This window comes from Streptomyces sp. NPDC003379, assembly GCF_053589195.1.
Map to the genome: position 1 here is coordinate 17887 of NZ_JBSFRK010000029.1, position 11274 is coordinate 29160.

The 11274-nt window shown below is 71.5% G+C and carries 10 protein-coding genes; 8 read left to right on the top strand and 2 right to left on the bottom strand.

Translation table 11 applies throughout. The annotated features are described in order from the left end of the window. Positions 1-109 precede the first annotated feature (109 nt). Genes ACWDVB_RS26145 through ACWDVB_RS26155 form a run of 3 tightly spaced genes read left to right on the top strand, consistent with a single transcriptional unit; the run spans position 110 to position 2867 of the window. Positions 110-853, top strand: a complete 744-nt coding sequence (locus ACWDVB_RS26145; protein WP_451517186.1) for a DUF5819 family protein — start codon at positions 110-112, stop codon at positions 851-853. After that, positions 850-2076, top strand: a complete 1227-nt coding sequence (locus ACWDVB_RS26150) for an HTTM domain-containing protein (RefSeq protein ID WP_451517185.1) — start codon at positions 850-852, stop codon at positions 2074-2076. Before ACWDVB_RS26145 ends, ACWDVB_RS26150 begins: the two co-directional genes overlap by 4 nt. Further along, complete coding sequence (locus tag ACWDVB_RS26155) at positions 2073-2867, top strand: TrmH family RNA methyltransferase (RefSeq protein WP_451517184.1); 795 nt, start codon at positions 2073-2075, stop codon at positions 2865-2867. The genes ACWDVB_RS26150 and ACWDVB_RS26155 overlap by 4 nt, the downstream gene beginning before the upstream one ends. Before the next feature lie 33 nt (positions 2868-2900). On the opposite strand, the gene paaN is transcribed toward ACWDVB_RS26155, so the two are convergent. Continuing rightward, positions 2901-4592, bottom strand: a complete 1692-nt coding sequence (gene paaN, locus ACWDVB_RS26160) for a phenylacetic acid degradation protein PaaN (RefSeq protein ID WP_451517183.1) — start codon at positions 4590-4592, stop codon at positions 2901-2903. A 195-nt stretch (positions 4593-4787) separates the two neighbouring features. On the opposite strand from paaN, the gene ACWDVB_RS26165 reads away from it, so the two are divergent. Next, entirely contained in the window at positions 4788-6299 is a 1512-nt protein-coding gene (locus ACWDVB_RS26165) for a 3-hydroxyacyl-CoA dehydrogenase (RefSeq protein ID WP_451517182.1), read from the top strand. After that, complete coding sequence (locus ACWDVB_RS26170) at positions 6296-6889, top strand: TetR/AcrR family transcriptional regulator (protein WP_451517181.1); 594 nt, start codon at positions 6296-6298, stop codon at positions 6887-6889. Before ACWDVB_RS26165 ends, ACWDVB_RS26170 begins: the two co-directional genes overlap by 4 nt. A gap of 10 nt (positions 6890-6899) precedes the next feature. On the opposite strand, the gene ACWDVB_RS26175 is transcribed toward ACWDVB_RS26170, so the two are convergent. Then, entirely contained in the window at positions 6900-7403 is a 504-nt protein-coding gene (locus ACWDVB_RS26175; protein WP_451517180.1) for an Lrp/AsnC family transcriptional regulator, read from the bottom strand. Positions 7404-7593: 190 nt separating this feature from the next. Here ACWDVB_RS26175 and pdhA point away from each other — a divergent pair, with 190 nt between their 5' ends. From pdhA to ACWDVB_RS26190, 3 genes are read left to right on the top strand one after another with little or no spacing between them, the layout of a single operon-like run. Then, positions 7594-8739 carry a pyruvate dehydrogenase (acetyl-transferring) E1 component subunit alpha gene (gene pdhA / locus ACWDVB_RS26180; protein ID WP_451517179.1) on the top strand — a complete coding sequence of 382 codons (1146 nt, stop codon included), beginning with the start codon at positions 7594-7596 and terminating at the stop codon, positions 8737-8739. Beyond that, entirely contained in the window at positions 8736-9752 is a 1017-nt protein-coding gene (locus ACWDVB_RS26185) for an alpha-ketoacid dehydrogenase subunit beta (RefSeq protein WP_451517178.1), read from the top strand. Before pdhA ends, ACWDVB_RS26185 begins: the two co-directional genes overlap by 4 nt. Next, positions 9752-11251 (top strand): dihydrolipoamide acetyltransferase family protein, encoded by a 1500-nt coding sequence (locus tag ACWDVB_RS26190; protein WP_451517177.1) that lies wholly within the window; start codon positions 9752-9754, stop codon positions 11249-11251. Before ACWDVB_RS26185 ends, ACWDVB_RS26190 begins: the two co-directional genes overlap by 1 nt. Positions 11252-11274: the final 23 nt, after the last annotated feature.

Here is an 11274-nt window from a genome sequence, read left to right on the forward strand (position 1 = left end):
GGTGTCAACCCTGTGGATAACTTCGCGAACGCTGTGCGCGGCGGGCGCGCCTGAGTACCGTTCCGGCGGCAGGGTCGGAGCGAGGCCGGGGATCGGGGAACGGGGCGGAATGGACGGGTACGACAAGGGCTCCGGCGGCGGGCCCGCCGACCCGGAAACCGGCCCGGAAGCCGCGCCGGAGCCGGAGCCCCGCGTCGGTATCGCCGGGCTGAAGCTCGGCTACCAGATCGCCGCCGCCTGCGCCCTCGCGTTCGTCGGCGTGGTCGCGTGCGTCCACATGGGGATGCTCTTCTTCCATGTCGCGCCCTCGAACACCCTGACCAAGCAGCATGGCGACGTGGTCGAGGAGTGGGTCTACCCCGAGTTCGAGCAGAACTGGAAGCTCTTCGCGCCCAACCCGCTCCAGCAGAACGTCGCGGTGCAGGCCCGCGCGGAGCTCCGTACGGCTGACGGCGGAACGCGGACCACCGACTGGTACGACCTCTCCGCACAGGACGGCGCCGCCATCGACGGCAACCTCCTGCCCAGTCACACGCAGCAGAACGAACTCCGCCGGGCCTGGGACTTCTACGTCGGCTCGCACGACGCGCAGAATCGTCCCGTCGGCCTGCGGGGCCAGCTCTCGGAGCGCTACATCCGCCGCATCGCGTACATGCGGCTGGACCGGGAGCGGCCGGGCGGCAAGGGCGACGACATCGCGCGCGTGCAGCTGCGCTCCAGGACCACGAACGTGGGGCCGCCGAAGTGGAGCGAGGAGAAGGTCTCCGCCAAGCCGGTGTACCGGCTGCTCCCCTGGTGGTCGGTGACGCCCGACGACCTGCCGCTCACGGACGCGGAAGGGGCCGCGCGGTGACCACCCGTATCGAACGCCCGTTGGCGCGAGGGCTCAGCAAAGTCACCGGGTTCGCCCTCGGCCCGTACCAGACCGCGGTGGTCCGCATCGGATTCGCCGGCACCTGGCTCTTCTTCCTGCTGCGCGAACTCCCCCACCGCCATGAGATGTACGGTCCCCACGGCCCCTGGGACTGGGACATGGCGCGGCAGCTCATCTCGGGGAACGGCGCCTTCACCGCCCTGATGTGGTCGGACGGGCGGATCTGGTTCGAGGTCGTCTACGCGCTGGCGATCCTGAGCAGTGCCCTGCTGCTGCTCGGCTGGCGGACGCGCACCATGTCCGTGCTGTTCATGATCGGCGTGCTGTCGCTGCAGAACCGCAGCATCTTCATCGGCGACGGCGGCGACAACGTCATCCATCTGATGGCGACCTACCTGGTGTTCACCCGCTGCGCCCAGGTCTGGTCGCTGGACGCGCGGCGTGCGGCACGCGCGCGCGTGGAGGACACCGACAGGGTGGGGCCCCTTCTGTGGTGGGTGCTCGGGCTCGGGCTCTCCGTCGTGACCTTCATGGGGGAGCTCAGCGGCGGCTGGCCGTGGATCTTCTGGGGGCTGTGGCTGGCGCACGGTCTGTGGTGGGCCGTGGGGCGGCGCGCCCCGCGGAGCGAGCTGCGCAAGCTGCTCGACGTCGTCGCCAACATCGCCCACAACGCGGGCCTGCTCGTCATCATGGTCGAGGCCTGCCTGATCTACGCCACCGCCGGCTGGTACAAGATCCAGGGCAGCCGCTGGCAGGACGGCACGGCTGTCTACTACCCGTTGAACCTCGACTACTTCTCCCCGTGGCCCGCCCTCTCCGAGCTGCTCTCGTCCAACGGCCTGATCCTGATGCTGGTGACGTACGGGACGGTCGCCGTGCAGGTGGCCTTTCCCTTCACCCTCTTCAACCGGCGGGTGAAGAACGTCCTGCTGGCGGCGATGATCGTGGAGCACGCCGTCATCGCCGTCGTCCTGGGGCTGCCCTTCTTCTCGCTGGCGATGATCACAGCCGACGCGGTGTTCCTGCCGACGACGTTCCTGCGGCGCCTGGGCGAATGGGTGGCACGCGCGCGTGAAGCGGTGGTTTCCCGTGTGCCGCTCTCCCGTCTGCCGCTCCGGGGCGCCCGGCCGCGGCGGAGTGCGGTGGAGCGGCGGCGGGACGAGGAGCCCACCGAGCACGCGCGCGTAGGCTTCACTCCATGAACAGGACGTCCATGAACAGGACGGATGCGGTGGACCCCGACGGCGCCCTGCGCGCCTGGCACGGGCTCGCCGACACGTCCGTGCTGCTCGACGGCTTCCATGCGATCAAGCACGCGCTGCGTTTCGAGGCGCGTGTACCGGTCGCGCTGACCGGCGACCGGGCCGCTGCGCTGGCTCTCGCGGACGAGCTGGCGCCGGATGTGAGGGACGCGCTGGACGCGCTCCTGGTGGAGATCCCCGAGGAGCGGCTGCGCGCCCTGGTGCCGCGGCTGCACCCCACCGCGATGGCCGCCTTGGCGGTACGTCCCTCGCGCGCGGCCAACCTCGAAGCGCTGGGGCGTACGCCGAGGACCGCGCCGGTCGTCGTGCTCGACGACCCCCGCAATCTCGGCAACGCCGGGGCGGTGATCCGGCTCGCCGCCGGTTTCGGGGCGACCGGTGTCGTCACCACCGGGACGCTCGACCCCTGGCACCCCACTGTCGTACGCGGTGGCGCCGGGCTGCACTTCGCGACGGCCGTGGAGCGCCTGGAGGTCGCCGAGCTACCGCCCGGGCCGGTGTTCGCGCTCGACGCGAAGGGCGTGGACATCCGGGGACTGAAGCTCCCGGACGACGCCGTGCTCGCCTTCGGGTCCGAGCGCAGCGGCCTGTCGGCGGAGCTGCGGGAACGGGTCGACCACTTGGTGTCCCTGCCGATGCGGCCGCAGGTCTCCAGCTACAACCTGGCGACGAGCGTGGGCATGGCGCTCTTCCACTGGTCGGCGGGCATGCCTCCGGGCCTGGAGGCCTGAACCCGCCGCCGGGTCACATCCTTCGCGCGCGGGTCACGCGTCCTTGCGGATCTCCACCACACGGAAGCGGTTGGCCACGAACGCGCCGTCGCACAGCGCGGCGTTCGCCGCGGGGTTGCCGCCCGAGCCGTGGAAGTCCGAGAACGCCGCCGTCTGGTTCACATAGACGCCGCCCGTGAGGTTCAGGGACAGCTGGGCGCACTCCTCCAGGCAGGTCTCCTCGACGGCCGCGGAGACCTCTTCCGAGGTGGTGTACGCCCCGACGGTCATCGCTCCCTTGTCGCGCACCGTGCGGCGCAGCAGCTCCACCGCGTCCGCCGCCGAGTCGACGGCGACCGCGAAGGAGACCGGGCCGAAGCACTCGCTCAGGTAGGCCGCCTCGGCGTCCGGCTTCGCGCCGTCCAGCTTGACGATCACCGGGGTGCGCACCACGGCGTCGGGGAAGTCGGGGTTGGTGACCTCCCTCGACGGCAGGGCCACCTCGCCGAGCCCGGCGGCCGCCTCCAGGCGGCTCTTCACGTCCGGGTTGACCAGCGCGCCCAGGATGCCGTTCGCCCGGGCGTCGTCGCCCAGGAGGCCGCTCACCGAGGCCGCGAGGTCGGCCACCACCTCGTCGTACGACTTGGCTCCGGCGTCCGTCCGGATGCCGTCGCGCGGGATGAGGAGGTTCTGCGGGGTGGTGCACATCTGGCCGCTGTAGAGGGACAGGGAGAAGGCGAGGTTGGCCAGCATTCCCTTGTAGTCGTCCGTCGAGTCGACGACGACGGTGTTGACTCCGGCCTTCTCCGTGTAGACCTGCGCCTGGCGGGCGTTGGTCTCCAGCCAGTCGCCGAAGGACGACGATCCCGTGTAGTCGATGATCTTGATCTCGGGGCGGACGGCGAGGGTCTTGGCGATGCCCTCGCCGGGCCGCTCGACGGCCAGACAGACAAGGTTCGGGTCGAAGCCCGCCTCCGCGAGGACCTCACGGGCGATCCGCACCGTCAGCGCGAGCGGCAGCACCGCGCGCGGGTGGGGCTTGACCAGGACGGGGTTGCCGGTCGCGAGCGAGGCGAAGAGGCCCGGGTAGCCGTTCCACGTCGGGAAGGTGTTGCAGCCGATCAGGAGCGAGACGCCGCGCGCCACGGGCGTGAACCGCTTGTTCATGGCGAGGGGGTCGCGCTTGCCCTGGGGCTTGTGCCACTCGGCGGTCTCGGGGGTGCGGGCCTGCTCGGCGTAGGCATACGCGATCGCTTCCAGGCCGCGGTCCTGGGCGTGCGGACCGCCCGCCTGGAAGGCCATCATGAAGGCCTGGCCACTGGTGTGCATCACCGCGTGCGCGAACTCGTGCGTGCGGGCGCTGATCCGCGCCAGGATCTCCAGGCTGACCACCGCGCGCGCTTCCGCGCCCGCGTCGCGCCAGGCGCGCATTCCGGCGCGCATCGCCGGGAGCAGGGCGTCGATGTCCGGGTGGGGATATGTGATCCCCAACTCCGGGCCGTACGGCGAGACCTCGTCGCCGGCCCAGTCGTCCGTGCCGGGCTGGTCGAGGTCGAAGCGGGTGCCCCGGAGGGCGTCGAAAGCGGCTTTGCCCTCGGGCAGGCTCAGGCTGCCGTCCTCGCCGTATGCCTTGGGGTGCTCGGGGTGCGGGGACCAGTACGCCCGCGTGCGGATGGTCTCCAGCGCCTGATCGAGGGTGGGCCGGTGCTTGGCGATCAGCTGGTGCGCGGTGAGTTCGGCGGCCATGACAGGACCAACTCCTCGTCGGTCAGCTCTCCATCGAGCTGGCGAGTGGGCGGGAACAGTGGGCAGGGACTGGCTGACAGAGCTAGAGTAACCGAACGATCGGTCGGGACAAGAGGGTCCGCCAAACCTGTGGACAACTTCTCCGCGGCCACCCCGAACCCCCCGGCCGACAGACCGTGCGGGAGGATCGCGGACATGACAGCAGTCGAGCTCAGCAGCGCCGTGGCCGTGGTCGGCACCGGAACCATGGGGCAGGGGATCGCGCAAGTCGCCCTCGTGGCCGGTCACCCCGTGCGGCTGTACGACGCGGCCCCCGGCCGAGCGGAGGCGGCGGCCGACGCGATCGGCGCCCGCCTGGACCGGCTCGTCGAAAAGGGCAGGCTCACGGCCGACGACCGGGCCGCCGCGGTCGCCCGGCTCGTGCCCGCGGAGAGCCTCGCGGAGCTCGCGGGCTGCGGCCTCGTCATCGAGGCGGTACTGGAACGACTGGACGTCAAGCAGCGGCTGTTCCAAGACCTGGAGGACGTAGTCGCCGACGACTGTCTGCTGGCCACCAACACCTCCTCGCTCTCCGTCACCGCCATCGCGGGCGCCCTGAAGAAGCCGGGCCGCTTCGTCGGCCTGCACTTCTTCAATCCGGCGCCGCTGCTCCCCCTCGTCGAGGTCGTCAGCGGCTTCGCGACGGACGAGACGGCGGCCACGCGCGCGTACGAGACCGCCAAGGCCTGGGGCAAGGCGCCGGTGCGCTGCGCGGACACCCCCGGCTTCATCGTCAACCGCGTCGCCAGGCCCTTCTACGCCGAGGCGCTGCGCCTGTACGAGGAGCGGGTCGCCGACCCGGCGACGATCGACGCGGTCCTGCGCGAATGCGGCGGCTTCAAGATGGGCCCCTTCGAACTCACCGACCTCATCGGCCAGGACGTCAACGAAGCCGTCACGCGCTCCGTGTGGGAGTCGTTCTTCCAGGACCCCAAGTTCACACCCTCGCTCGCCCAGCGCCGGCTCGTCGAGTCGCGCCGCCTCGGCCGGAAGTCGGGCCAGGGCTGGTACGCGTACGGGGACGACGCCCCGCGCGCGGAGCCGCACACCGCCCAGTCCGAGAAGGCCCCGCGGGCCGTCACCGTCCACGGTGACCTCTTCCCGGCGGACGCCCTGCTCGACCTCATGCGGGAGGCCGGCATCCGGGTCGGCCACGGGCAGGACGTACCGAGCCGCCCCGGCTCCATCGAGCTGCCCAGCGGCGCCCGGCTTGAGCCGGTCGACGGAGGGGCCCCCGACGCCGCGGCGGAGCCCGCGATCCACTTCGATCTCGCGCTGGACTACCGCGCCGCGACCCGCATCGCCCTCGCCCCCTCCGGCAGGGTCGGCGAGCAGGCCCTGAGAGAGGCGATCGGCCTCTTCCAGGCGCTCGGCAAGAAGGTCAGCGTCATCGGGCCCGCCCCGGGGATGATCGTGGCCCGCACGGTGTGGATGCTCGTCGACTTCGCCCTGGACGCCGTGGGGCGCGAGGTGGCGGACGCCGAGGACGTCGATACCGCCATGCGCCTCGGGGTCAACTACCCGCTCGGTCCGATCGAATGGGGACGCCGTCTCACCACGTACCGCGTGGCCGAGGCGCTGGACCTCTTGAGCAGCGAGTACCCCACCGGGCGTTACGCGCCCTCCCAGGCCCTGCGGCGCCAGGCCGTGCGAGAGGAGTACTCATGACCACCGCCCGGCGGGACACGTACACCCCGGAGACGCTGTTGAGCGTCGCCGTCCGCGTCTTCAACGAGCGCGGCTACGACGGCACGTCCATGGAGCACCTCTCCAAGGCGGCCGGTATCTCCAAGTCCTCGATCTACCACCATGTGACGGGCAAGGAGGAGCTGCTGCGCCGCGCGGTGAGCCGGGCGATCGACGGCCTCTTCGGGATCCTCGCCGAGGAGCACGCGCGCGTGGGCACCGCCGTCGAGCGCCTGGAGCACGTCACGCGCCGCACGGTGGAGGTCCTTGTCGCAGAACTGCCCTATGTGACGCTGCTGCTGCGGGTGCGCGGCAACACCGACACCGAGCGGTGGGCCCTGGAGCGGCGCAGGGAGTTCGACCAGCAGGTGGCCGCGCTGCTCAAGGAGGCCGTAGCGGACGGCGACCTGCGCTCCGACGTCGAGCTGCGCCTGGCCACCCGGCTGCTCTTCGGGATGATCAACTCCATCGTGGAGTGGTACCGGCCGGAGAGCCGGGGAGCGGCCAACGGCGCCCAGATCGCCGACGCCGTCGTGCAGTTGGCCTTCGCGGGGCTGCGCACCGACCGCTGAGCCGCGCGGGTCACCCCTCCGGCTCGGCGCTCTCCAGGTCCTCCTCCTCGAAGACGAGCAACGTACGCGTGCTGAGGACTTCGGGGATGGACTGCAGCCGGGTCAGCACCAGCTCGCGCAGGGCGCGGTTGTCCGGCGTGTGCACCAGGAGCAGTACGTCGAAGTCGCCGCTGACCAGCGCGATATGGGAGGCACCGGGGAGCGCGCGCAGATGGTCGCGCACCGTGCGCCAGGTGTTCTGCACGATTTTGAGCGTGATGTACGCCGACGCGCCCTGCCCGGCGCGCTCGTGGTTGATCCGCGCCCCGAAGCCCCGGATGACGCCGTCGTCGATGAGGCGGTTGATGCGCGCGTACGCGTTGGCCCGTGACACATGGACCCGTTCGGCCACGGAGCGTATCGACGCGCGACCGTCCGTGTGCAGGATCTGGAGGATGTCACGGTCGATGGAGTCCAGGGGCCGGGGCTCCGGCCGGTCGCCGGCATGCTGCACGGCCATTCGTTCAGATGCCATGTCCCCCCGCCTCCCTACCATGGACGTACTGCATCCATCCCAGGCTGTGCAGAACCGTTTGTCCACAGCCTGGAGGTGCCTGTAGCCAAAATGTGCCGACGACCGAACAATCGGTAGGTGAGGCGCATCACATCGCCGCGCCTCTTTTGCCGCTCCCACGAGGAGACCGCTTCCCCCAGGAGGTGCCGTCATGACGGTTATGGAGCAGCGGGGCGCCTACCGGCCGACCCCGCCCCCCGCTTGGCAGCCCAGGACCGACCCCGCGCCGCTGCTGCCGGACGCGGAGCCCTACCGCGTCCTTGGCACCGAGGCCGCCGCGAAGGCCGACCCCGGGCTGCTGCGCCGTCTCTACGCCGAGCTGGTGCGAGGACGTCGCTACAACACCCAGGCGACGGCGCTGACGAAGCAGGGCAGGCTCGCGGTCTACCCCTCCAGCACCGGCCAGGAGGCCTGCGAGGTGGCCGCCGCGCTGGCCCTCGACGAGCGGGACTGGCTCTTCCCGAGCTACCGGGACACACTCGCCGTGGTCGCCCGCGGCCTCGACCCCGTGAGCGCGCTGACGCTGCTCCGCGGCGACTGGCACACCGGTTACGACCCGCGCGAGCACCGCATAGCGCCCCTGTGCACGCCCCTCGCCACCCAGCTGCCCCACGCCGTGGGCCTCGCGCACGCCGCCCGCCTCAAAGGCGACGACGTGGTCGCGCTCGCCATGGTCGGCGACGGCGGCACCAGCGAAGGCGACTTCCACGAGGCGCTGAACTTCGCCGCCGTGTGGCGGGCGCCCGTGGTCTTCCTCGTGCAGAACAACGGCTTCGCGATCTCCGTGCCGCTCGCCAAGCAGACCGCGGCGCCCTCCCTGGCCCACAAGGCCGTCGGGTACGGCATGCCGGGGCGTCTGGTGGACGGCAACGACGCGGTCGCGATGCACGAGGTCCTGGGCGAAGCGGTCACCCGCGCGCGGGAGGGCGGCGGGCCCACCCTCGTGGAGGCGGTCACGTACCGCGTGGAAGCCCACACGAACGCCGACGACGCCACGCGCTACCGCCACGATGCCGAGGTCGAGGCGTGGCGCGACCACGACCCGATCCTGCTCCTGGAGCGGGAGTTGGCGGAGCGCGGCCTCCTCGACGACGACACCAAGCGGCAGGCGAGCGAGGACGCCGAGGCCATGGCGGCCGACCTGCGCGAGCGCATGAACCAGGACCCCCTGCTCGACCCCATGGACCTCTTCACGCATGTGTACGCCGAGCAGACCTCCCAGTTGAGGGAGCAGGCGGCGCAGTTGCGCGCCGAGCTGGAAGTGGCCTCCGAAGAGGCCCAGGAGGAGACGCGATGACCACGGTCGCGGTGAAGCCGGCCACCAAACCGGCCACCATGGCGCAGGCGCTCGGACGCGCGCTGCGCGACTCCATGACCGAGGACCCCTCCGTGCACGTCCTCGGAGAAGACGTGGGGGCGCTCGGCGGTGTCTTCCGGGTCACCGACGGGCTCACCAAGGAGTTCGGCGAGGACCGCTGCACGGACACACCGCTGGCGGAGGCGGGCATCCTGGGGACAGCGGTCGGCATGGCCATGTACGGCTTGCGGCCCGTCGTCGAGATGCAGTTCGACGCCTTCGCCTATCCGGCCTTCGAGCAGCTGATCTCGCACGTGGCGCGGATGCGCAACCGCACCAGGGGCGCGATGCCGCTGCCCATCACCGTGCGCGTGCCCTACGGCGGCGGAATCGGCGGAGTGGAGCACCACAGCGATTCCTCAGAGGCGTACTACATGGCGACCCCGGGCCTCCATGTCGTGACGCCCGCCACGGTCGCCGACGCCTACGGCCTGCTGCGGGCCTCCATCGCCTCCGACGACCCGGTCGTCTTCCTGGAGCCGAAGCGGCTGTACTGGTCCAAGGCCGACTGGAACCCGGAGGCTCCCCAGGCCGTTGAACCGATAGGCCGCGCGGTGGTGCGGCGCCCCGGGCGCAGCGCCACGCTCATCACGTACGGCCCGTCCGTGCCCGTCTGCCTGGAGGCGGCCGAGGCGGCGCGCGCGGAGGGCTGGGACCTCGAAGTGGTCGACCTGCGGTCGCTGGTGCCCTTCGACGACGAGACGGTCGCCGCGTCCGTGCGACGCACGGGGCGGGCGGTCGTCGTGCACGAGTCGGGCGGCTTCGGCGGCCCCGGCGGAGAGATCGCGGCGCGGGTCACCGAGCGGTGCTTCCACCACTTGGAGGCGCCGGTGCTGCGGGTCGCGGGGTTCGACATCCCGTATCCGCCGCCGATGCTGGAGAAGCACCACCTTCCGGGTGTCGACCGGATCCTGGACACGGTCGCGCGGTTGCAGTGGGAGGCGGAGAGCTGATGGCGCCTGCTTTTGATGTGAACAGCCTGGAGTTCAAACTGCCCGACCTCGGCGAAGGGCTCACGGAGGCCGAGATCGTCCGCTGGCTCGTCCAGGTCGGGGACGTCGTCGCCGTGGACCAGCCGGTCGTCGAGGTCGAGACGGCCAAGGCGATGGTCGAGGTGCCGTGTCCCTACGGGGGCGTGGTCACGGCCCGCTTCGGCGAGGAGGGCGAGGAACTCCCCGTGGGTTCCCCGCTGCTGACGGTCGCCGTGAGCGCGCCGACCGGTCCCCGAGCGCCCGAGGAGCCCGCCGAGCGGGCCCTGCGGACGGCCGAGGAGGAGTCCTCAGGGAACGTCCTGGTCGGTTACGGCACCGCGGCGGCGCCCGCCCGCCGCAGGAGGGTGCTGCCCACGCGGCCCGCCCTGAGGACGCCCTCCGAAGGGCCTGGCCCGGAAAGGCCTCCCGCGCGCGTGGACGGCCCGGTCCCGGTGATCTCCCCTCTCGTACGCAAGCTGGCGCGGGAGCACGGCGTGGAGCTGCGCGGGCTCGCGGGTTCGGGCCCGGACGGGCTCATCACGCGGGCCGACGTCGAGGCGGCCATCGGCGGGGGCCGGGCGGCCGAGCGCGAGAAGGCCACCTCGGGTGCTGAGACCTACATCTCAAGTGCCGAGGCCGATGCCTCGGGTGCCAAGAGCGAGGCGCGCCGGGTCGCGGCGGTCAAGAAGGCGGTCCGCGAGGACGACGAGCTGATCCGCGCCGGACGGGCCGAGACGCGCCGCCAGGTCGGGGCGGGGCAGCAGCCCACGCGCGCGGGCATCGAGTCCCGGCATCCGCTGACCGGCATCCGGGGCCTCGTCGCCGACAAGATGTCCCGCAGCAGGCGCGAGATACCGGAGGCCACCTGCTGGGTCGACGCCGACGCGACGGAACTGCTCGCCGCCCGTGCCGCCATGAACGCCGCGATGACGGAGCGCGACGGCCACAAGGTGTCGCTGCTCGCGCTGCTCGCCCGCATCAGCGTGGCCGCACTGGAGCGCTTCCCGATGCTGAACTCCACGGTGGACATGGAGGCGCGGGAGGTGCGGCAGTTCACCGACATCCACCTTGGATTCGCCGCGCAGACCGATCGGGGCCTGGTCGTCCCGGTCGTACGGCACGCGCAGACGCGGACGACCGCGTCGATCAACGCCGAGTTGATCCGGCTCACGGAGGAAGGGCGGGCCGGGACGCTGACCCCCGGGGAGCTCACCGGGGGGACGTTCACGCTGAACAACTACGGGGTGTTCGGGGTCGACGGATCCACGCCGATCATCAACCACCCCGAGGCGGCCATGCTCGGCGTGGGCCGGATCGTCCCCAAGCCGTGGGTGCATCAGGGTGAGTTGGCGGTGCGGCACGTGGTCCAGCTGTCGCTCACCTTCGACCACCGGGTGTGCGACGGCGGCACGGCCGGAGGCTTCCTGCGGTACGTGGCGGACTGCGTCGAACAGCCGGCGGTGCTGTTGCGGTCGGTGTGAGGACCCTTGGTGACGTAAGCCCT

Coding starts and splice junctions, on each gene's coding strand:
- ACWDVB_RS26145 (WP_451517186.1), top strand. CDS start 110: ATGGACGGGTACGACAAGGGCTCCGGCGGCGGGCCCGCCGACCCGGAA.
- ACWDVB_RS26155 (WP_451517184.1), top strand. CDS start 2,073: ATGAACAGGACGTCCATGAACAGGACGGATGCGGTGGACCCCGACGGC.
- paaN (WP_451517183.1), bottom strand. CDS start 4,592: ATGGCCGCCGAACTCACCGCGCACCAGCTGATCGCCAAGCACCGGCCC.
- ACWDVB_RS26165 (WP_451517182.1), top strand. CDS start 4,788: ATGACAGCAGTCGAGCTCAGCAGCGCCGTGGCCGTGGTCGGCACCGGA.
- ACWDVB_RS26170 (WP_451517181.1), top strand. CDS start 6,296: ATGACCACCGCCCGGCGGGACACGTACACCCCGGAGACGCTGTTGAGC.
- ACWDVB_RS26175 (WP_451517180.1), bottom strand. CDS start 7,403: ATGGCATCTGAACGAATGGCCGTGCAGCATGCCGGCGACCGGCCGGAG.
- pdhA (WP_451517179.1), top strand. CDS start 7,594: ATGACGGTTATGGAGCAGCGGGGCGCCTACCGGCCGACCCCGCCCCCC.
- ACWDVB_RS26185 (WP_451517178.1), top strand. CDS start 8,736: ATGACCACGGTCGCGGTGAAGCCGGCCACCAAACCGGCCACCATGGCG.
- ACWDVB_RS26190 (WP_451517177.1), top strand. CDS start 9,752: ATGGCGCCTGCTTTTGATGTGAACAGCCTGGAGTTCAAACTGCCCGAC.